We start from the raw sequence: 20,221 nt of genomic DNA, 5'->3' as shown, positions 1-20,221 counted from the left end.
AAGCTTCTGAAACTTCAGACAAAACCCGAACAAGGGCTTCAACGCTTCAAATCTGAAGAATCAGAACACCAAAAACGGGTTGATACAGACCCAAGTTCGGTTTATGTTTACGTCCAAGGACGGGTTAGACATCCCAAAAAAACGCCACGCAGGTGACGCCATGAAAGCAACCGATGTCCCGCTGGAACCAACCCATCGCTGGGAATGGCTCAAGTATCAGCTCCGAGTCAGGGGGAGCTCTCTCATCAAACTCGCCGACGAGCTTGGCGTCGTGAGCAGCGCAGTCAAAGACGCGAAGCACCGACAGTACCCACGAGTCGAACGCGCCATCGCCAACAAGATCGGGCTGGCCCCGTGTGTCATTTGGCCTGAGCGCTGGAACTCGGACGGCACACCCCACCGTCAGCGACCAGGACGCTCCGAAGCAAACTTGCGTCGACCCAAAAATGCGATGACTCGCGCAGAGTCTAACGTTCATGGCGACAGCGCGCATCGGCAAGTTGTCACGGGAGCGTAAACATGCGTCGCGTTCGAGACACTCAGACTTTAGACATCTTCGCCGTTCCCATGCCGGTGGTCCCCGCGCCGGGTAGCGGCAACTACGCCGCCCAAGTGAGCGAGTTGGTCGGCATCGTACTCAAGGAATGCCCAATCGACCGTTACGAGGTCGCTTCCCAGATGAGCCGGCTCTCCGGTGACGACGTTTCCAAGAACATGCTGGATGCCTGGAGCTCACCGGCCCGCGCCGATCACAACATCCCGTTCTATCGCGTGCCGCTGATCGAAGAGGTGTGCTCGAGCCACGCCTTTACCGATTGGTTGGTACATCAGCGCGGTGGTCGCGTGGCCTATGGCCGAGAGGCACTTCACGCCGAGTACGGCCGTCGTCAGCAGATGATGGACCAGCTCAAGGCCGACATGCGCAAGCTGAAGCAGTTGATGGGGGAAGAGGAATGAATGCCCAAGCCTCTCCACTCACACGCGGCTGGTTCACCGCTCGCGAGCTTGCTGGTCTTCCAGGAATGCCCGGTACCGAACGAGGCGTCAAGAAAGCAGCAGACCGGTCCGCCTGGGAGGGCCAACGCCGCCTCGGCACCAAGGCGCTCGAATACGCCTTCGGCGTGCTGCCAGCGGAGACGCAGAACGCATTGCTGATGCGTAGTGCCGGCGAAGCCGAGCCGGAGGTCATCACCGCCGCCGATGAGACACAGGAATCCGAACGCCCCGAGCAGCGTGCGCTGACCGATACCCAGCGCCGCGTCATGGGAGCCCGCGTCGCCTTCGTTCGAGAAATCGAGCGGATGACACAGCACGTCACCCAGACGCGCGCCATCGAAACGCTGTTAACGCTGGCCGCGACCGACGATCTATCGCCCTACCTCGCCGAGCGGGTGGTGCTGGCCAACGATCGCAAGACGGACACTCGCACGCTTTCCGAGCGCACGCTAAAACGCTGGTTGGCCGATTACCGCAAGCATGGCGAGCGCGGTCTGGCGCCGAAGCGCCGCAAGGCCGATATGGGCGTGCCGAACTGGGCTGGCGACTTCCTCAAGCGTTACCAGCGCCCGCAGAAACCGAGCGTGGAAGCTGCCTACCAGTTGCTGGTCGAGCAGACCCAACCGCCACATCCGAGCATCCATCAGGTGCGCCGATGGCTGGCGAAGCTATCGCCGGAAGCCCGCGAACGCGGCCGCATGGGCGCCCACGAACTCAAGACGCTGCAGCCGTTCAAGCGCCGTAAGGCTGACACGCTGTGGCCAAACGATGTCTGGGTCGCGGACGGTCACACCTTTGACGCCGAAGTGATCAACCCGCTGACCGGCCAGGCATTCCGCCCCGAGATCACCATGGTCATCGACTGGGCAACGCGTCGCATCACCGGCTTTGCGCTCAACCTGGCCGAATCGACGCTGGCCACCCTAGATGTGCTGCGCGACGCAGTCAGCCGCACCGGCATGTTCAACGTCTTCTATGTCGACAACGGTTCCGGTTTTGACAACGCCACTGTTTATGAAGTGGTCGATCGTCTCGGCGGCACCATCACGCACTCGCTGCCTTACAACTCCCAGGCGCGCGGCGTTATCGAACGCGCTCACCGATCGATCCTGGTCAATCTCGCCAAGACCATGCCGAGCTATATCGGCGCGGACATGGATAAAGAAGCCGGCACCCGCGCCCACCGGCTATCACGCCGCGACATCGCCAACGGTCTGAAACCGGCTCAGATTCCGAGCTTTCAGGAATTCTACGACCGGCTCTGCCAGGCCATCGATGCCTACAACCATCGGCCGCATCGCGGCCTGCCGAAGATCCGCGACCTGGACACCGGCAACCTGCGCCATCGCTCGCCGATGGAAGCGTGGAAGTCGGCCGAAGCCGAAGGCTTCGAGGCGCTGACCGCGCCAGCGGATGTGGTCGCCTCGCTGATGCGTCCTCAGGAGACCCGCAAGACCCATCGCGGCGAAGTGAAGATCAATTCCGGCATCTACTTCCTGGATGCGCTGCGCGACTTCCACGGCGAAGAGATCCGCGTCGCCTGGGACTACCGCGACGTGGGTGCCGTCGGTATCTACACGCTCGAGGGCGAGTGGATCGGCGAAGCGATCCTGGACGGCAACGCTACCCCGGCCATGCCGCAGTCGATGATGGAACGCGCCGGAGAGAAGCGCGAGAAAGGCCAGATCGCCAGGATCGTGAAGAAAGCCAAGACGCTGACCGGTGGCGAGTTCGAATTGCGCCGGGTCGAGTCCGAGCAGCCCTCCGTGCGCAATGATCGCCAGCTCGAAGAAGCCCGCGAGCATGCCAAGCAGCTCGCGAATGAAGCACCGAAGTTCGAGATACCCCAAGGAAAGGTCGAGCGGTACCGATTCTGGAACCAACTCGATGCGCAGCTCCGGGCCGGAGAGGAATTGTCCGACGCGGCCCTGCGCTGGCACGACCACTACCGGAATAACAGCGACTTCAAGGCCATCGCCAAGGTGATGGATACCGAGATGGATGCGAGTGGGCGGCAACCCACCCGCACCCGGCGGGCCGTCTGAACCACGGCCCATGACACCCGCAGGAACCACTGTAAGGAAGCACCATGAGCGTCAACACCATTGTACCACTCACCAATGTCGCCCTACTCGCCGCCGCCATCGAGCGCGCCTCGAGCCGACCGGCGGGCCTGCCGGGGCTGGTGGTGATGTATGGCCCCAGCGGGTACGGCAAGAGTCTGGCCGCGTCCTACTCCGCCAATCAGCACCGCGCTTATTACGTCGAGTGCCGCGAGAGCTGGACCAAGAAAGCCTTCCTGCTGGCGATCCTGCGCGAGATCGGCGTGATCCCGGCCAAGACCATCTCGGAGATGGTCGACCAGATCGCCGAGCAGCTCTCCCGCTCCGGCCGGCCGCTGATCGTCGACGACGTCCAGTACGTGATCGACAAGGCCGCCGCCAACGTATTGACCGACCTCTACAACGCCTCCGAAGGCACCATCATTCTGATCGGCGAAGAGCGCGTGCCGGCGTCGATGGGGCGTCTCGAGCGCCTGCACAACCGCGTGCTCGAGTGGGTACCGGCGGAAGCCGCCAGTCTGGATGACGTGCGAGCACTCGCCGCGCGCAGCCATGCGGATATCCAGATTGCCGACGACCTGCTTGCGCTGGTCAACGATCGGGTGCGCGGCTGCCTGCGCCGGGTTGCCGTCAACCTCTACCAGATCCACCAGGAAGCGCTGGCCAATGGCTGGGATCGCGTCGACGTTGCCACTTGGGACGAGCGCGAGATCCATACCGGTCAACCGCCGGCACGGAGGGGCTGAGCATGGCAAAGCGCAACCAACCGACTCTGGCCGGAGACGTTCCCAGCCGTCAGCAGATCTGGGAATCGATCCGCACCCTGCATGCCAACAAGCTCACCATCACCATGGCGCGGCTCGACCTGCTACTGCCCAAGGTGCCTGCCTCACGGATCACCGACTATCTGCGCGGGCTGACGGCTGCCGGCTACCTCGAGCGTAATGATCCGCATAAGAAGCCTGGAAAAGTCGTGGAATACCGACTGGCAAGAGATATCGGATTCGAAGCCCCCCGCGTGCGCCGCGATGGCAGCGAGCCACCTGCGCCGGGCCGCGAACAGCTGTGGCGCACCATGAAGATCATCGGGGAATTCACCGCCGCCGATCTTGCCAGCGCCGCGACGACGCCGGATCGCACCATCGCCGAGGCTACCGCCCACGAGTACTGCAAGTTTCTGGCGCGTGCTGACTATCTCGCCATCACTCGGGAGCCGGGCCCGGCGCTACCAACCCGTTATCGTCTCGCCGCCGGTCGCTGGACCGGGCCGATGGCGCCGCAGATCCGCCGCACCAAAGAGCTTTACGACCCGAACACCAAGTCGGTCGTTTATTCCCGCGTCACGCGCGTGGACGGAGGTGAGCCATGAGCGCCGTTCGAAAGCCGCGACAGGTCGATATTTCATCCTGGGGCGACGCGCCGCCGCACTGGATCGAACTGCTCGCCGCCGAGGTCGAGGCCACCAACATGACCCGCGCCGGCGAGCGTATCGGCATGTCGCGCTCGGCGGTCTCTTTGGCACTCGCCAACCGCTACCCGAGCCCGAACACCACCGGCGTCGAGCAGCGCGTGATCGAAGCCCTGGATGGCACTCACTGCCCAGCGCAGGAAGCGGTGATCACCAGCGATCAGTGCCGCAGCTACCGACAGCGCCAGGCCCCCACCCATAACCCGATGGCGATGCGCGCCTGGCGTACCTGCCAGAACTGCCCGCACAACCCCGACAACACGCAGGGAGGTGAGTCATGACGCGCATCTCGGACGAACAGCTCGACTACTACGCCGATCGCTTCCAGCTACTGGGCATCGCCCGCGCCGGCATCCAGCTCGACCGCTACCTGGCGAACCCGGAGCGCTGCGAGCTGATGGCACGGTTCGTGAAGCTCCGCCTTGAACGGCGACGAGTGAGCTTCACCCAGTTCTGCGCCGATCCCGAACTGTTTGAGGAACGTGCCGCGACCGAGTGCGAACCGCCGCTGGCCAGCCAGCAAGCCGCGATTCTGCGCTGCTGGCAGCAGCAGGACACCGGCGTGATGCCGCGCCAGCATGCCGACCCGACCCACGGTCCGTGGCTCGACGAAGACGACCTGATCGACATCGCCGAGCTGCTCGCCGGATGGCGCGACGAGTGCGAGGCACTGCCGCACCGCAACGGCGCAGCGATCGAACCCATGCGCCATCACCGAAAACACCGTAGCCACCGTAACGCCAGCGCCAACTTCAAAATCCGAGGAGCCTGAGATGACCACCCACAACGCCATTCTGAGGCTGATCGATACCGACGACATCGGCCAGGCAACTGTCAGTCAGTTGCTACGCGACATGGGCGCCGAACGCTCTCCCAACGTCGCGGTGGCAATCACTCGCCGCCACCAGTTCCAGCCGTTTGCGGCACTGGTCTGCCTGCATGGGCCGCATACCGCTCGCTACATGGCCGCCATCGAAGCGGTCAGCCAAGCCATCCAACGCGAAGAGCAAATCGGGAGTCACCAATGAACGCACCGCAACAGATCCCCGCCGGATTCCGCCAGGACGCCAAGGGCCGTCTGATCCCCGAATCCCAGATCAGGCCGATCGATCAGCTTCGCGACGAGATCGTGCTATCGATGGTCGATCGCGCCAATCAGCTCCGTGACGAGCTACGCGACTACAAGGGCGACGCCTTCAGCGAGATCGAGCAGTTCGTCGAGACATCCGCGAGCGAGTACGACGTCCAGATCGGCGGCAAGAAAGGCAACGTCACCCTCTACTCGTTCGATGGCCGCTACAAGGTGGTCCGCGCCATCCAGGAGCGGATCTCGTTCGACGAGCGCCTGCAGGCTGCGAAGGGGCTGATCGACGAGTGCCTGCGCGAGTGGACTCAGGATGCCCGCCCCGAGATCGCAACGATCGTCCAGGATGCTTTCCGCGTTGACCAGGCCGGCAACATCCGCACCGGCCAGGTGCTCGGCCTGCGCCGTCTGGATATCGACGACAAGCGCTGGCTCAAGGCCATGGATGCCATCAGCGATGCCGTCCAGGTCACTGGCTCCAAGTCATACATCCGGCTCTATGAGCGGGTCGGTGACAGCGAGCAGTACTTGCCCATCTCACTCGATATCGCGGGGGTGTGAGCATGGATACCGCCACCATTCGTGTCCGCCCAGCGATGGGCGGTTACGCCGCCACGCTGAAGGGCAAACGCGCTACCTGCACCTGGAGCCACGAGGAAGCGGCCCGAAGAGTCGCGCGCAAGGTCTACGGCGGCAAGGTCGACGTGGTGAACGACTACCTACGCGACAGCGATGTCGCTGCCGGCATCCAGTACCGCTACCACGTCACGCATCACCGGAGCGAAGCATGAGCCAGAAACGCGACAGCCACGGCACGCCCTGCACGATCCGGATCTTCGAGAACGAGCATGGAGGCGTGTCGGTCGATGCCGGGTTCGAAGTCAGCGACCCACGCAGCCTGAGCACGACTCAAGCGCTTGCTCTGGTCGGTGTGACGGCTATCCATCACGCCATGATCGAGTATCGCGAGAAAGCCCGGAAAGAAACGACCCACTGAGCGAAACGCCTCGGGTCGACCCGAGGCGTCTGCCGAGCGTGGTGGCCCGGCACTGATGAGCAGCCGCAGGAGACTCCAATGGATTCGAAGATCCTCGACAAGATAAAGAAATGCCTTCGCCTGGCGAAGTCGAGCAATGCCAATGAAGCAGCGGCTGCAATGCGTCAGGCGCAGAAGCTGATGGCGGCACATGGCATTACTTCTGATGACGTCACGGTCAGTGATGTCGACAGCCATATCGCCAAGGTCGCTGCCGGTGAGCGGCCTCCCGCACACCTCGGCATGTTGGCCAACATGGTCGCCAGTGCATTCGGCGCCGAGCTGATCTACTGCCCGGTTCATGATGGCAAGCGTTGGCACGGTCGATTCGAGTTCTACGGCGTTAACGGCGCCGGAGAAGTGAGTGGCTATGCCTTCGAGGTGCTGCTGCGCCAGCTCACCCGCGACCGGAACGCCTATCTCAAGACCCAGAGCAAGCGTCTCAAGCGGACAACGAAGATCCGTCGCGGCGATCTCTATGCGCAGAGCTGGATTCACACAGTCGCCCAGCACGTGATCAAACACGAACGCAGCGACGCCGAGAATGCCGTCATTCAGCGCTACCAGGAACGCCGCTGGCAGCAGCCGCTGGAAACGATGACCGGGCGCGACAACACCAAAGGCCTTCGCAACCATGACGCTTCTGCCCTGATCCAAGGACGCGCCGATGGCAAACGTGTGGAGTTTTATCAGGGCGTGAACGGTCAGCGCCAAACAGCGCTCGGGAAATCATCATGATCCACCGCAGCAAGCTCGCCCAGATCCATATCGCCAAGAGCCAATTGGGCCTGAGCGAAGACGACTACCGCGCACTGCTCGCTCGTGTTGCTGGCGTCAGCAGTGCCAAAGAACTCACGAATCGCAATGTGGGCGCGGTGATCAATGAGTTCCAGCGCCTGGGCTGGAAGCCGGCACCGGCCAAACGAGCCGGCCGGAAGGCGCCACGCCCGCCGCGCACCCGCGCCTCGGTCATGAGCAAGGTCGAAGCATTGCTGGCCGACTCCGGTCGCCCTTGGGCCTACGCCGACGGCATGGCGCAGCGCATGTTCAACATCGAGCGTGTCGACTGGCTCGACGATGACCAGTTGACGCGGCTAATGCAGGGGCTGGTGATCGATGCCAAACGGAGAGGCAAATGACCGACGTTCGCTGCCCCGCGTGCCATACCCAGTTCACCCTTGAGCAGATGGTCGAGGACGAATCCCTGCGCGAGCTGATGGGCATCCTCTCCGATCTGCCGCGCGACGTATCGCGACCGCTGGTTGCTTATCTCGGGCTCTTCCGGGGCAAGAGTCGCAGCACCGCCTATGAGCGCCAGCTACGCCTGGCACGCGAGACGCTGGCACTGGCGTCGGATACCAGCCTGGTCGGCGCGGCGCTGTCGGATACGGTCGAGGCAATCCGCGCCAAGCGCGACAGCGGCGAGGACACTCGGCCGCTCAAGAACCACAACTATCTCAAGCGTGTCGTCGAGAGCATGGGCGCGCGCGCCGAGGCCCGCGCCGCACTTCCCGACGATGGCCATCGTCGTCCGACCAAGGGCGTCGCCCGCGCACTTGCCGCGCTGGATGTGGGGAGGCAGTCATGACCCATCCCGGCATGAGCCAGCCCGCGCAATGGTTCCGCGATGAGATCGCCCAGGGGCTCGCCCGGCTGGTGGTGCTTCGCCTGCAGAACGCGCCGTGGGAAGACGACATCGCCTACACCCAGCAGGCATGGGTCGACACGCTGTGGGCCAAGCCGATCGGATGGGATGCGGAGCTCGACACTCGACGACTGAGAACTGCGTTCCAGCGCCTGGCCGGTAGCGTCAACCGCTGGCCAGCGCCGCGCCAGTTGATCGAGGCAATGCCTGATCGCCTCCAACGCCCGCGTCTTGGTAAGCCGCAAATGAGCGAATCACAGCGGCGAGAAAACAGAGATCGCTTACAACGATTGATGGCAGAAACCGGTATAGGAGGAATGCGCAATGGCCGATAACCTCGATATGTTCCCGGACGTGCCGGACGACGCCCTGGAACGGATGACCGACCCGGAGATTCTCAAGAAGTGGCCACAGGGGCTCACCGATATTCTGCTAGTGATCGAAGCGGTCTACCGCCGCCATGGCGATAACGAGGAGATAGCGCGAGCGCGGGCTTTCCGCGCCGTGCGCGCCTTGGCACACTTCCATGGTGGGCATTCGTTCTACCTGCCCAAGGGCGACAGGCTGGAGATTGCGCTTAGGGATCGCGAAATTTTCGAGCGCCACAACGGTGCCAACGTGACGCAGCTCGCGCGGGAGCATCGGCTGACCGAGGTTCAGGTCTACTCGATACTGGCCGAACAACGAAAACTGGCCCGAAATCGGCTTCAGCCGGGCCTGTTCTAATAACGAAGACGCAAGGGAAAATAGAATGAAAACAGTAGCGACCATTATGGCGCTGACCGCGATCGCCGTAGCCGGCGCCGCTAACGCCAACGAAGAATGTGCTGGCATCAGTGACGATCAAAGTCGCTTGGCCTGCTATGACGCCGAGTACCGTCCTGCGACAAGCACGTCACAGAAATCTGCGTGGAGTGTGAACACCTCAACCTCACCGATCGACGATTCCAAAACGGTGGTATTGATGACCGACTCGACGCAGCCGGTGAGAAGCAGGTTCGGGCGGCCGGAAAGCGCGACGCTAATCGCTCGCTGCTCCGAAAATACAACGTCGATGTACCTAATCTTTGCTGGCAACCACATGACCGATATTCAGTCGTACGGTCAGGTCACGACTCGAGTCGATGATTTGAAGGCCAGAACGATCAATATGGACAGCTCGACTGACAATAAGGCTCTCGGGCTATGGCGAGGAGGCAGTTCCATTCCTTTCCTGGAGAGTATGTTCGGGCACGACATGCTGACAGTCAGAGCAACGCCGTTCAATGAATCGCCGATTACTGCACAATTCCCGGTCACTGGACTTGAAGAAGCCATTCAACCGCTTCGCGATGCTTGCCACTGGTAGGAGAAAACCATGAAGTACGCCTCACTTCTCCTAGCCTCGGTAGCGATCTGCCTCTCGCTCTCGGGTTGCAGCAAAGACCCGATTAGCATGGAAGAGTCGCTCGACATCGCTGAGCTCTCTCAAGATGCCGACACCTACAAAAACGAGTTTGCCCTGGCCATCCAAGATCTCAGCACCAAGGATGGTTGTCAGGCAGAAGTTATGCGCGAAGGCGGTGGCTTCTCTCGCGTGACGGGAGATAGCTTCTATTTCCTCTACTGCGGAAAGCCGATCAACACATCGAGCCGATGGTATTACGACCCAGCCAACGGCAAGCTCAGCCAGGATAAGAGCGAGCTTCGAGGATAGCTTTACACCATCACCGCACCAGCGATAATGCTCTCAGAACGCCAGAGCGCCTTTTCTCGAAAGACCCAACGCCCACCACCCGGTGGGCGTTTTTCGTAAACCGCTTGAATCCCGCCTCGACCGCTCCCGCCGGTAACGTCAGAACTCACGCCACGCGCATCGATTCTGACCCGAAACCGACGGAGACGGCACCGTGTTCCAGACCCTGTTTGAAAAGCTCAAAGGCGCCACCCGGCTGTGGCCCTGCCTGCTGCTGGCCATCGTCACCACGACTGCCGTGGGTGCCGTCTACCCACAGCAGGTGGGGCTGCTGCTGTGGTCGCTGACCAAGGTGTTCTGGGCGATTTATCTCGCCTACTGGCTCGACCGCTGGGTGTTCTGGTACGCCCGCCCTGGGGATTACCAATCACGCTCGACTGCTGGCAATAGCCTGATCACCTACATGATGTTGCGACGCGTCATCCTGATGGCCGCCGTGGCCATCGCTGTCGGGCTGGGCGTGTGATGAACGGCCAGCATCGCAAGATCCTGGCGGCGGTCCACGCCGAGCAGCGCGAACGACGCGGCCCGGTCCCGCCGGCCCTGGTTTCCATCGCACTCAATGTCGCTTCGACGGCGGGTCGCGAGCGCGTGGATCGGCACATCACCGAGCTGCTGGGGTCTGGCTGCCTCGAGGCGGTCGAGGACACTCACCGGGGCAACGGCCTGCTCGTGACGGTTGCCGGCCGGCGCGAACTGGATAGCCAGCCGCCGGCACCAGTTGGCCCAGTTTCCAGCGGCACAGATGGAGCCGAGCCATCTGACCCGCAAGCCGTCGAATCTCAGGCGCCGGCGACTGGCTCAACGAACGATGCCGACCTCGCCGCCGAGGGCTGGTCGATCATGACCGGGCTGGCCGAGATCGCGATCGGCAAGCTACGAACTCTGCCCGCGAATGACGTCACAGAACGCGCCCGGCTCTATGCGGTGCTGCGTCGCTACCAGCGCCATACCGACGCGCTACTGGCGCGCTACGGGGGCGAAGCGTGATTCGCCTCGGCCTCTTTCTAACCTTGCTGCTGGTCGGCTGCCAGCCGGCCACTGCCTGGCAGCCGCCGGCCAACGCCGAGCGATACCAACGCGAGCTGACCCGTATCGTCCAGCAGACCTGGGGGCTGGATGGCTCCGTCGCTGTTCACGCCGCGCAGATCCAGCAAGAGAGCGCCTGGCGTCCGGATGTCGATAGCCCCGTCGGCGCCCAGGGGCTGGCGCAGTTCATGCCGAGCACCAGCGCCTGGATCGTCGAAATCTACCCGGACCTGGGGCCGGTGGCGCCGTACTCACCCGGCTGGGCGATGCGGGCGATGGCGCGCTACGACCGCTGGATCTGGCAGCGGGTAGACGCCGCCGATGCCTGCCAGCGCTGGGCAATGACGCTTTCCGGCTACAACGGTGGGCTGGGATGGGTCTGGCGTGACCAGAAACTGGCCGACGACGCCGGCGATAACCCCGCCGTATGGTTCGGCTCGGTAGCGAACTACACCGCTCGCGCGGACTGGGCAAAACGAGAAAACCGCGACTACGTGGATCGCATCCTGCTGCGCTATACACCGCGCTACGTCAGCGCCTGGGGCGGGAGGTCACCGTGCTATCACTTCTGAGCCGCCTCGGCGGCCTGTTCAAGATCGTGCCGCCAACCCTGTGGGTGGCGCTGGCGACCGGCGCGCTGGTGATCGGCTGCCTGCTCTACCAGCAACACACCATCGACGGGCTGCGCGACGATTTGGTCGATGCCAAACAGGCTTTGATAACCGCCGAACGCGATCGCGACGCGTGGCTAAACGTGGCCTTCCAGCGCTCTCGCGAATTGGCGACCGAACGCGAGGAGCGTGCGGCCGGTGAGACCGCCACCCGTGAGCTGAACAACCAACTCGACACGCTCGACGAGCGTTATCGGCCCTCAGCCGAGCGTATCCGCCAGGCGCCGACGGCGGACGATGCGCCGGTGGCGCCGGTATTGCGTCAGGCGATCGAGGATCTGCCATGAAGCTCATCGGTATCGTTGTCTCCACCGCAATGCTCACCGCCTGCGAGAGCGTGCCGGCACCGCCGCCGATGATCGACAACGCACCACCGGTGGTGATCTGCGCGATCCCCGCCGGGATGACCGAGCGCGAAGCCGAACCGGCCAAACCGCTCGGCGACTACACCCAACGCGATGTCGGCAGCTACATCACCGCCCTGCATCGCTGGGGCTCTCGAGGCTGGCTGAGACTGGCCCGAGTCGATCAACGGAGCCAGGCGTGCCAAGCGCGAGCGCTGGCTCCGGCAAAACCATAACGCGTAACGCAGAGGAAACGATGGGACCACTCAACTGGGATGCCATCCGTGTCGTCTGGGATTTCCTGCAGGCGATCTCGGTATTGCTCTTCTCCGCCGGCATCTGGTGGATCAACCGGACACGAGCCAGCGAGACAGCGATCCGTCGGGTGGATTCCCGCATCGACGAAGTGGAGCGCCACATGACCTCTCTCGAACACCAGGTGCATTCGCTGCCCAGCCGCGATGACATCGACCACCTACGTGCCGAACAGGCCAAGACCAACCGGCTACTGGCCGAGATATCCGCGACACAACGCGCCCAGGGGCAGCTCACGGATCGCATCCACACCTACCTGTTCAATGAGCGAGGGAACCGATGAACTATCCAGACTTCGAGACCGAGGGCCGGCGCCTTTCGATCCTGCGCATCCTGGCGCGGCGCAATCAGTACACCACCAATGAATACTCGCTCAACGACGAGCTGGTCGGTGCCTACGCCCATCGCGTCAGTCGTGATCGGCTGCATGGCGACCTGGCGTGGCTCGAAGAGCAGCAGCTCGTGATCACCCAATCGCCGCGTGCCGGCATGATCGTCACGCTGACAGCTCGTGGCCATGATGCCGCGACTGGCCTCGCCAACGTTCCCGGCGTCGCCAAGCCGTTGCCGGAGTAAACCCATGCCCCCACGCTCCAAGGTCTATGAGCTTCCGCCAGAGATCCGCGACCAGCTGAACGAGAAGCTCGTCTCGAGCGGCTTCCAGGATTACACCGGCCTGGCCGAGTGGCTCGAATCCAACGGCTACAAGATCTCGCGCTCCAGCGTCGCCCGCTACGGCTCCGATCTCCAGCAAGAGTTCGAGGAAGCGATGGGCGATGTGCGCAAGACGACGGAACTCGCCCGCGCCCTGACCGCCGAGCAGGAGGACGAATCCGGCGCGCTGCTGGATGCCACCGCGCGCATCGTGCAGGACCAACTGCTGCGGATCTCGATCGCCATGCGCAAAGCCGAGGAAGATCCGGCCAAAGCCGCCAAGCAGCTAGGCAGCGTGACCAAGGCGCTGGCCGATATCGGCCGGGTCAGCTTGAGCCAGAAGAAGTGGGCGCGGGAGCTGCGTGTCGAAGTCGCCGCCGAGGCAGCGGCGGCGGCCGAGGGCGCCATGGCCAGCCAGGGCATGAGCCGCGATGCCATCGACGCGATCAAGCGCGACATCCTGGGGATCGCCTGATGGATGAACTCACCATTGCTCAGGCTATCGTCGATGCTGGCGACTCCCTTGGCTTCGCCATCGTGGTCGCCGCATTGATTCGGGGGGTCTTCAACAAATGATCGCCATGCCCAAGTCGGTGCTGCTGCCCTACCAGCAGACGTGGATCGAGGATGAATCCGATCTCAAGATAGCCGAGAAGTCGCGCCGAACCGGTATCACTTGGGGCGAAGCGGCGGACGCCGTGTTGAGCGCCAGCGCGGCAAAGGCCGCCGGCGGCACCAACCATTTCTACGTGGGCTCGAACCGCGAGATGGCGATCGAGTTCATCGACGCGGCCGCCATGTGGGCCAGGGCGTTCAACAAGGCGGCCAGCGCGATCGAGGAAGAGATCATCCAGGATGAAGACAAGGACATCCTCACCTTCAATATTCGCTTCTCCAGTGGTTTCAAGATCCAGGCGCTATCCAGCCGGCCGAGCAATCTTCGCGGCCGCCAGGGCAACGTCACCATCGACGAGGCCGCCTTCCATGGCGAGCTAGCCGAAGTGCTGAAGGCAGCGCTGGCACTCACCATGTGGGGCGCCAAGGTGCGTCTGATCTCGACCCACAACGGCGTCGACAACCTCTTCAACGAACTGGTGCAGGACAGCCGCGCCGGCAAGAAGCGCTATTCGGTCCACCGCATCACGCTCGACGACGCCTGCGAACAGGGGCTTTACAAGCGCATCTGCCAGGTGCGCGGCAAGACGTGGACCCAAGCGGCCGAGGATCAGTGGAAGGCGAACCTGCTCGCCGATACCGCGACCCGCGAGGATGCGCTCGAGGAGTACTACTGCGTTCCCAAGTCGGGCGGTGGCGCCTACCTCTCCCGTGCCCTGATCGAGTCACGCATGGTCGATGCCCCGGTGCTGCGCTTCGAGGGCTCGGCGACATTCAACGCGCTGCCGGAAACCCTACGCGCGGTCGAGATGGCGCAATGGTGCCAGGAAGAACTGCTGCCGCTGCTGATGCAGCTCGATCCGCAACATACCCACTGTTTCGGGGAAGACTTCGCCCGCTCCGGCGACCTGACCGTGATCGCCCCCATGGCGATCGATCAACAGCTCAAGCGCCTAGTGCCGTTTCTGGTCGAACTGCGCAACGTGCCGTTCAAACAGCAGGAGCAAGTGCTGTTCTACATCGTCGATCGGCTGCCGCGCCTTCAGGCTGGCGCTTTGGACGCACGCGGTAACGGCCAGTACCTCGCCGAGCAGGCGGTGGACCAGTACGGCAGCGGCCGTATCGAGGCAGTGATGCTTTCCCAGGGCTGGTACCTGGAGGCGATGCCCAAGTTCAAAGCCGCGTTCGAGGATGGCGAGATTGCGATTCCCCGCGACCGCGACGTGGCCGACGACCTGCGCGCTCTGCAGGTGATCAAGGGGATACCCAAGCTGCCGGATGGCAAGACCGGTGATGCCAAGGCGCGCCACGGCGACGCCGCAATCGCCTTGGCATTGGCCTATTACGCCAGCCTGATGGACGTCAGCGAGATCGACTTTATCGCCGTGCCCAAGGCCGGCAGCAACCATTACGCCGATGACGATGACGTCGGTGATCTCTACGACGGTTTAGGAGGCGGCTGGTGAGCCTGACACAACGTTTACGCGCACTCTTTGGCACCGGCCGCGATGAGCGGTCCCGCGCCCTGGATGAACAGCAGACAGATGCCGACGACCGCTCGACGGTCGGCAACCTCAAACGCGAATTCGCCGAGCACCCGAGCAAGGGGCTGACCCCGGCGAAGCTCCATCAGATCCTGGAGGCCGCCGAGCAAGGCGACCTCAAGAGTCAGTCCGAGCTGTTCGACGACATGGAGGAGAAAGACAGCCAGATCGGCGCGGACCTGGGCAAACGCCGTCAACTCGCCGCCGAGCTGGAGTGGCAGATCGTGCCGCCGGACAACGCCAGCGCCGCTGAAAAGCGCGCGGCGGATTTCTGCGCCGAGGTGTTCGACGGGCTCGAGGTCGAGGATCTGATACTCGATATGGGGACCGGCATCGGCCACGGCTGGGCCAATCTCGAGCTTGCCTGGAACCGCGACGGCGCCCAACGCTTCATCGAGCAGCCGCAGCTGCGCCCACACTCGTGGTTTCGCCTGCACGGAGAGGATCAGAACCGCATCACGCTGCGCGACAGCTCCAACAATGGTGCCGACCTATGGGCGCTGGGCTGGGTGCAGCACCGCCACCGGGCCAAGCCAGGCTATGTGGCGCGGATGGGCCTCGGTCGGATGCTGGTCTGGCCCTATCTGTTCCAGAACTACGCCCTCGGCGATCTCGCCCAACTGCTCGAGATCTACGGGCTGCCGGCGCGGGTCGGCAAATACCCGAAGAACGCCACCCAGCAGGAGAAAGCGACGCTCTTGCGGGCCGTGGTCTCCATGGGCAAGGACGCCGCCGGCATCATCCCCGAAGGGATGGCAATCGAGTTCATGGAAGCCGCCGGCGGCCGTGCCGATATGTTCGAGTCGATGATCCACTGGTGCGAACGCGCCAAGGCGAAAGCCATTCTCGGCGGCACGCTGACCAGCGGTACCGGCGAAGGTACCAACACCAACGCCCTGGGCAACGTCCACGAGCGCGGCCAGGCGTCGCTGATCCGCTCGGATATCCGCCAGTACGGCGGCACCATCCAGCGCGACATCCTATGGCCGATGGCTGCACTCAACTTCGGCGTCGACAACCGCCGCCGGGCGCCCCGGTTCGTGCTCGATATGGGCGAAACCGAAGACTTCGAAACGCTGGCCAGCACACTGCCGATACTAGTCGATATGGGCATGGCCATCCCCAAATGGTGGGCACACGAGAAAACCGGCATCCCCGAGGCGACCAAACAAGACGAGATCCTGACGCCACGCGCTCAGCTGCAGCCGTTTGGCCAGGCGATGCTCAAGACCGGCCGGCCGCCGGGGCTGGCCGCGCTGCGCGAGGCACCGGCGGTGCCGACACCCGCACAGCCTGAGCATTATCGCGAGCCGGCCTCCAGCGTGCTCGAGCGCGAGGCACAGCCCGCGATCGACGGCTGGGTCGATCAGCTCCAGGTGATCGTCGATGAGGCCGAGACGTTCGAGGATCTACAGTCACGCATCCTGGAGGCGTTCAGCGATCTGGACGAAGAACAGCTTGCCGAGGTGATGGGCCAAGCCTTCCTCGCCGCCAACCTCGCGGGGCGTTCGACCGTCAGCGATGAAGCCGAGGCAACCGATGCCAACGGTTAGCGCCATGTTCCGGCGGCCGTTCAAGGAACAGGTCGCCTACTTCCGCCAGAAGCAGAGCCTGCCCACCAACCGCTGGGACGACCTGTGGCGGGACGAACACGACAAGGCATTCGTCGTCGCCGGCGCCACCAAAGCGGATCTGCTCGCCGACCTGCGTGCGGCCGTCGATGACTCGATCGCGAACGGTCAGAGCCTGGGCGAGTTCCGCCGCCAGTTCCGAGAGATCGTCGCCAAGCGCGGCTGGACGGGCTGGACTGGGGAAGGCTCCAAAGCCGGCACCGCTTGGCGAACCCGCGTCATCTACAAGACCAACATGGACACCAGCTACATGGCCGGGCGCTGGCAGCAGATGACCGACCCGGATGTGGTTCGCGCGCGGCCCTACTGGCGCTACGTCCACAACACCGTCGAGAACCCGCGCATCCAGCATCAGCGGTGGGACGGCCTGGTGCTGGCCGCTGGCGACCCGTGGTTTCACACTCACTGGCCACCCAACGGCTGGGGCTGCAACTGTGGCGTCGAGACGATGAGCCGCCGCCAGCTCGAGCGCAGCGGTCGCACCGGGCCAGATACTGCCCCCAACGACGGCATGACCCAGCACGTCAACGATCGCACCGGCGAAGTGACCGAAGTGCCAAACGGCGTGCAACCGGGCTGGGATTACGCGCCGGGCAAGAGCGCTGCAGAGACAGCCGTCGCCGCCCGGCTCAATCGGCTGGATACGGTCGAGGCGAACGTGGCCAGACTCAACGTCAAGGATCTGGTCGAGAGCGACCTGTTCGGCCGTTTCTGCGCCGGCGAGATCCAGGGCGAGTTCCCCATCGCCGTGGTACCGCCGACCGAACGCGAGATCCTCGGCGCCGAATCGCCAACGGTGCTGCTCTCCCAGGCGAGCCTGGCGGCGCATATCGAGAGGCACCCGGAGATCGGCCTGGCCGACTATCGGCGCGTGCAGACGCTGCTGGACCGGGGCGAGGTCTATCGGCGCACGGGCGAGGATGGCCGGCTGATCTATCTGACGGTGGATGGCGTGACCTACCGCGCCGCGCTCAAGCGAACGCAGGACGGCAAGCGCAACTACTTCCTGACGCTGTTCAAGGTCAAGGAGTCGGCAGCGGAGCGCAACGTGAGAAACAAGATGGAACGGCTGAGATAGGACTGCGGTAGGAAGAGAGCGAGGCTGGTTCGTCATCCCCAGATACCTCATCAGCGCGATGCGCTGGGTACGCCAGACGAATGTTGGCCTCTCGCACTCGTAGGTCCAGTTTGAGCCGATCCGGGGGCGTGATCAAGCCCATCTCCCAGGAGAGAGCATGTCCATCACCATCGACGACGACCAGGTACTGCAGGCGCTCAGCGCCATGCAGCAGCGCTCGATTCGGCTGCAGCCGGCGTTCAAGGCGATCGGCGAAGCGATGGTGGCGAGCACCCACGAGCGCTTCCAGGAGAAGGAGGCACCGGACGGCACGCCCTGGACGCCACTCTCCGAGACCACCGTCGAGCGCAAAGGACACGACCGCATCCTCGAAGGCGAAAGCGGTCAGCTCGCTCGACAGATCCACTACGAGACCAACGACGACGAGCTGCTCTGGGGCAGCTCGATGATCTACGCCGCCATGCAGCACTACGGCGGCGAGCAATCCGAGTTCCCGCACCTATGGGGCGACATCCCCGGTCGTGAGTTTCTGGGCGTCTCCAGCGACGACCGCGACGAGGTGCTGGATACCCTCTCGCTCTACCTCGAAGGCGGATTGTGACCGACCGCCTGTAAGGCGCTGTGAGGCGTTCGGAGCGGCTGGGCGCTACGCTGGCCCGAGAAAATGCGGCGAGAAGCGTTAGAGGTGCGTTAGATTGGCGACAAGTAGCGTCATGGGCCGCCGAGCCACCAAGGGTGTAGGAGAATAGCCATAGACGGGGGAGATTGTGACGTTAAGATACAAAACACACTCAGCGTCGTCACAGGAAGAAACCATGGCTCGTCGTCCTACCAGTAAAAGACTCCATTATGTTCGCGCCGTCTACACTCGTGCCAATCGCCCACAGGAAAACTTCGCCAGCTTGGTCAGAAGAGCACTTCAGCAGCTACCACACGTTGCAGATACAAAAGTGGCGATTCGGACGATGGGGGTGGTTGGGGTTAGGCAACGGCATGCTGACTGGGAAAACGTCGCTGAGCCTCTTAGGATTGCGATCGGAGCCGGCGCTCCGGGCGAATCAATAGGTACATTTGGCGCTGATACCGTCGCCGTTCATGACCTCGATGCCCCTGAGGCTCCACCAGTAGATCGAGCTTTCAAATTAGCTGACGCTTTCGTCCTGATTGACGAAGATGAGCTAATCATCTGCACCGATGGCGCTATGCGAGGTTACAGCATGGTGGCACGGTATCTAAGGGATCTCTTCAGCCAAGCAAATTTACCCCCAAACACTCAGACTTTTGACTTTGAACCAGCGTCAAATCAAGAGAAACGCAGGACGCTTGAGCTAGAGGGGGTCAGAGAGATGAAGCTAAAAGGCACCCTCTATGCAGCAACGCGCGAGCTGGACGGGGATGAGCCTCAGGGTCTCACCGCGGCTTGGCGTCGATTCCGTAGAGGAGTTCAAGGATTGTTCACAGAAGAAGCCGAGGACGATCAGCAGCGAGCCATCCTGGCAGGCCATTGGGGCGACTTCAATATCACAACTACGATCGCACCAGTCGGTGGTAGCCGCGCAGAACCGGTCGTACTGACGACTCTCGATGATGCTGCAATGGACGTGATCGATGAAATACCGGACGATTCAGAAGTCGTGATCAAAACCCGACAAGGAAACGAGATTAGATCCGGAGACGTGATCCTGACGAAGCAGGTGCGGTTGGGCCGCAAAGACGGCCAGAACGATCTCGACCATATTGAGGTATGGGACGAGCTCCAAACCTTCAGAAGTGAGCTACGCCAGAGAGGCGCATGGCAGAGATAAACGCACAGAAACAGAGGATCAGCAAAAAAAAGGTGTTCTATGTCGCCGCGAGCTTAGTTTTAGCGGCATTGGCATCTTGGAAGCTGCAGCCCTGGTTTCACTCCAGCGAGGACGCCGTGACCGTACTAGTCACGGTTTTCTCTATTCTGGCCGGTTTTCTAGCCGCCGTGATGGCTATCGTTGCTAACGATAGGATCCTGCGTGGGCGCAACTGGAGGCAAGACACATATTACCTTCGATTAATCAAGAATGAGCTGTTGAAGTACTCCATCATTTTTTACATCTATCTGGTCACTCTAGTTTTATCGTTTGTCGTGAGCCTTGACAGCCACTGGCCAGACTGGTCGCAGTGCTGGTTAGAGCGAGCGCTTCTCTTCACCACGACGCTAGGAGTGCTCTATTCGTTTCAGTTGCCTGCACTGATCAGTCGAAAGCATGTTAACGCGATGCAGCATCAAATTCGTCAACGACGAGAAAAGGAAACGGGCGAGCATTGAGATTGAACGGC

The 20,221-nt window shown here is 62.7% G+C and carries 32 protein-coding genes and 1 other RNA gene; all 33 read left to right on the top strand.

All coding sequences use genetic code 11. The features are described 5' to 3' along the window. Positions 1–103: 103 nt before the first annotated feature. Complete coding sequence (locus AAGT95_RS09635; RefSeq protein WP_342596349.1) at positions 104–517, top strand: helix-turn-helix domain-containing protein; 414 nt, start codon at positions 104–106, stop codon at positions 515–517. A gap of 2 nt (positions 518–519) precedes the next feature. Further along, the gene (locus AAGT95_RS09630; protein WP_342596348.1) at positions 520–957 is read left to right on the top strand and encodes a hypothetical protein; all 438 of its coding nucleotides are present in this window, start codon (positions 520–522) and stop codon (positions 955–957) included. A 65-nt stretch (positions 958–1,022) separates the two neighbouring features. Further along, positions 1,023–3,041, top strand: a complete 2,019-nt coding sequence (locus AAGT95_RS09625) for a Mu transposase C-terminal domain-containing protein (RefSeq protein WP_342596347.1) — start codon at positions 1,023–1,025, stop codon at positions 3,039–3,041. A 44-nt stretch (positions 3,042–3,085) separates the two neighbouring features. Next, the gene (locus AAGT95_RS09620; protein ID WP_342596346.1) at positions 3,086–3,805 is read left to right on the top strand and encodes an ATP-binding protein; all 720 of its coding nucleotides are present in this window, start codon (positions 3,086–3,088) and stop codon (positions 3,803–3,805) included. Between the two features lie 2 nt (positions 3,806–3,807). Continuing rightward, a complete protein-coding gene (locus AAGT95_RS09615; protein WP_342596345.1) occupies positions 3,808–4,428 on the top strand; it encodes a hypothetical protein in 621 nt (206 codons plus the stop codon). Beyond that, entirely contained in the window at positions 4,425–4,808 is a 384-nt protein-coding gene (locus tag AAGT95_RS09610; protein ID WP_342596344.1) for a LysR family transcriptional regulator, read from the top strand. The genes AAGT95_RS09615 and AAGT95_RS09610 overlap by 4 nt, the downstream gene beginning before the upstream one ends. Then, the gene (locus AAGT95_RS09605) at positions 4,805–5,299 is read left to right on the top strand and encodes a hypothetical protein (protein WP_342596343.1); all 495 of its coding nucleotides are present in this window, start codon (positions 4,805–4,807) and stop codon (positions 5,297–5,299) included. The genes AAGT95_RS09610 and AAGT95_RS09605 overlap by 4 nt, the downstream gene beginning before the upstream one ends. Before the next feature lies 1 nt (position 5,300). Then, positions 5,301–5,555 carry a hypothetical protein gene (locus tag AAGT95_RS09600; RefSeq protein WP_342596342.1) on the top strand — a complete coding sequence of 85 codons (255 nt, stop codon included), beginning with the start codon at positions 5,301–5,303 and terminating at the stop codon, positions 5,553–5,555. Beyond that, complete coding sequence (locus AAGT95_RS09595) at positions 5,552–6,172, top strand: DUF3164 family protein (RefSeq protein ID WP_342596341.1); 621 nt, start codon at positions 5,552–5,554, stop codon at positions 6,170–6,172. The genes AAGT95_RS09600 and AAGT95_RS09595 overlap by 4 nt, the downstream gene beginning before the upstream one ends. Before the next feature lie 2 nt (positions 6,173–6,174). Then, positions 6,175–6,402, top strand: a complete 228-nt coding sequence (locus AAGT95_RS09590; RefSeq protein WP_342596340.1) for a hypothetical protein — start codon at positions 6,175–6,177, stop codon at positions 6,400–6,402. Next, positions 6,399–6,608, top strand: a complete 210-nt coding sequence (locus AAGT95_RS09585; RefSeq protein WP_342596339.1) for a hypothetical protein — start codon at positions 6,399–6,401, stop codon at positions 6,606–6,608. Before AAGT95_RS09590 ends, AAGT95_RS09585 begins: the two co-directional genes overlap by 4 nt. Beyond that, positions 6,607–6,677, top strand: an RNA gene (locus AAGT95_RS09580) — hammerhead ribozyme type II. Before AAGT95_RS09585 ends, AAGT95_RS09580 begins: the two co-directional genes overlap by 2 nt. Positions 6,678–6,686: 9 nt before the next feature. Next, positions 6,687–7,385 (top strand): DUF2786 domain-containing protein, encoded by a 699-nt coding sequence (locus AAGT95_RS09575; protein WP_342596338.1) that lies wholly within the window; start codon positions 6,687–6,689, stop codon positions 7,383–7,385. Continuing rightward, complete coding sequence (locus tag AAGT95_RS09570; RefSeq protein WP_342596337.1) at positions 7,382–7,786, top strand: regulatory protein GemA; 405 nt, start codon at positions 7,382–7,384, stop codon at positions 7,784–7,786. The genes AAGT95_RS09575 and AAGT95_RS09570 overlap by 4 nt, the downstream gene beginning before the upstream one ends. Next, complete coding sequence (locus AAGT95_RS09565; RefSeq protein WP_342596336.1) at positions 7,783–8,235, top strand: hypothetical protein; 453 nt, start codon at positions 7,783–7,785, stop codon at positions 8,233–8,235. Before AAGT95_RS09570 ends, AAGT95_RS09565 begins: the two co-directional genes overlap by 4 nt. Further along, positions 8,232–8,627, top strand: coding sequence for a hypothetical protein (locus AAGT95_RS09560; RefSeq protein WP_342596335.1), 396 nt, complete (start codon positions 8,232–8,234; stop codon positions 8,625–8,627). Before AAGT95_RS09565 ends, AAGT95_RS09560 begins: the two co-directional genes overlap by 4 nt. Next, on the top strand, positions 8,617–9,018 hold the full coding sequence (locus tag AAGT95_RS09555) for a Mor transcription activator family protein (protein WP_342596334.1): 402 nt from the start codon (positions 8,617–8,619) through the stop codon (positions 9,016–9,018). Before AAGT95_RS09560 ends, AAGT95_RS09555 begins: the two co-directional genes overlap by 11 nt. Before the next feature lie 25 nt (positions 9,019–9,043). Next, entirely contained in the window at positions 9,044–9,640 is a 597-nt protein-coding gene (locus AAGT95_RS09550) for a type VI secretion system-associated protein TagO (protein WP_342596333.1), read from the top strand. 9 nt (positions 9,641–9,649) lie between these two features. After that, positions 9,650–9,988 (top strand): hypothetical protein, encoded by a 339-nt coding sequence (locus AAGT95_RS09545; protein ID WP_110678753.1) that lies wholly within the window; start codon positions 9,650–9,652, stop codon positions 9,986–9,988. A 193-nt stretch (positions 9,989–10,181) separates the two neighbouring features. Further along, positions 10,182–10,493, top strand: coding sequence for a putative holin (locus AAGT95_RS09540; RefSeq protein ID WP_110678752.1), 312 nt, complete (start codon positions 10,182–10,184; stop codon positions 10,491–10,493). Beyond that, entirely contained in the window at positions 10,493–11,017 is a 525-nt protein-coding gene (locus AAGT95_RS09535) for a hypothetical protein (protein ID WP_342596332.1), read from the top strand. Before AAGT95_RS09540 ends, AAGT95_RS09535 begins: the two co-directional genes overlap by 1 nt. Continuing rightward, positions 11,014–11,628 carry a transglycosylase SLT domain-containing protein gene (locus AAGT95_RS09530; RefSeq protein WP_342596331.1) on the top strand — a complete coding sequence of 205 codons (615 nt, stop codon included), beginning with the start codon at positions 11,014–11,016 and terminating at the stop codon, positions 11,626–11,628. The genes AAGT95_RS09535 and AAGT95_RS09530 overlap by 4 nt, the downstream gene beginning before the upstream one ends. After that, entirely contained in the window at positions 11,613–12,014 is a 402-nt protein-coding gene (locus AAGT95_RS09525) for a hypothetical protein (RefSeq protein WP_342596330.1), read from the top strand. The genes AAGT95_RS09530 and AAGT95_RS09525 overlap by 16 nt, the downstream gene beginning before the upstream one ends. Further along, complete coding sequence (locus AAGT95_RS09520) at positions 12,011–12,307, top strand: hypothetical protein (protein WP_342596329.1); 297 nt, start codon at positions 12,011–12,013, stop codon at positions 12,305–12,307. The genes AAGT95_RS09525 and AAGT95_RS09520 overlap by 4 nt, the downstream gene beginning before the upstream one ends. A gap of 20 nt (positions 12,308–12,327) precedes the next feature. Continuing rightward, positions 12,328–12,669: a DUF2730 family protein gene (locus AAGT95_RS09515; RefSeq protein ID WP_157958913.1), complete on the top strand. Its 342-nt coding sequence runs from the start codon at positions 12,328–12,330 to the stop codon at positions 12,667–12,669. Further along, positions 12,666–12,962: an ArsR family transcriptional regulator gene (locus tag AAGT95_RS09510; protein WP_342596328.1), complete on the top strand. Its 297-nt coding sequence runs from the start codon at positions 12,666–12,668 to the stop codon at positions 12,960–12,962. The genes AAGT95_RS09515 and AAGT95_RS09510 overlap by 4 nt, the downstream gene beginning before the upstream one ends. A gap of 4 nt (positions 12,963–12,966) precedes the next feature. After that, positions 12,967–13,515 (top strand): DUF3486 family protein, encoded by a 549-nt coding sequence (locus AAGT95_RS09505; protein WP_342596327.1) that lies wholly within the window; start codon positions 12,967–12,969, stop codon positions 13,513–13,515. 97 nt (positions 13,516–13,612) lie between these two features. After that, entirely contained in the window at positions 13,613–15,121 is a 1,509-nt protein-coding gene (locus tag AAGT95_RS09500; protein ID WP_342596326.1) for a hypothetical protein, read from the top strand. Continuing rightward, positions 15,118–16,752 (top strand): DUF935 domain-containing protein, encoded by a 1,635-nt coding sequence (locus tag AAGT95_RS09495; RefSeq protein ID WP_342596325.1) that lies wholly within the window; start codon positions 15,118–15,120, stop codon positions 16,750–16,752. The genes AAGT95_RS09500 and AAGT95_RS09495 overlap by 4 nt, the downstream gene beginning before the upstream one ends. Next, a complete protein-coding gene (locus AAGT95_RS09490; RefSeq protein ID WP_342596324.1) occupies positions 16,739–17,908 on the top strand; it encodes a phage minor head protein in 1,170 nt (389 codons plus the stop codon). The genes AAGT95_RS09495 and AAGT95_RS09490 overlap by 14 nt, the downstream gene beginning before the upstream one ends. Positions 17,909–18,065: 157 nt before the next feature. Further along, entirely contained in the window at positions 18,066–18,509 is a 444-nt protein-coding gene (locus AAGT95_RS09485; protein ID WP_342596323.1) for a phage virion morphogenesis protein, read from the top strand. A 214-nt stretch (positions 18,510–18,723) separates the two neighbouring features. After that, complete coding sequence (locus AAGT95_RS09480) at positions 18,724–19,713, top strand: hypothetical protein (protein WP_342596322.1); 990 nt, start codon at positions 18,724–18,726, stop codon at positions 19,711–19,713. Further along, a complete protein-coding gene (locus AAGT95_RS09475; RefSeq protein ID WP_342596321.1) occupies positions 19,701–20,210 on the top strand; it encodes a hypothetical protein in 510 nt (169 codons plus the stop codon). The genes AAGT95_RS09480 and AAGT95_RS09475 overlap by 13 nt, the downstream gene beginning before the upstream one ends. Positions 20,211–20,221 lie beyond the last annotated feature (11 nt).

The organism is Salinicola lusitanus, assembly GCF_038648475.1.
Lineage (GTDB): Bacteria > Pseudomonadota > Gammaproteobacteria > Pseudomonadales > Halomonadaceae > Salinicola > Salinicola lusitanus.
Note: the sequence above shows the minus strand (reverse complement) of the source record. Positions and strands in the feature narration are given on the sequence as shown.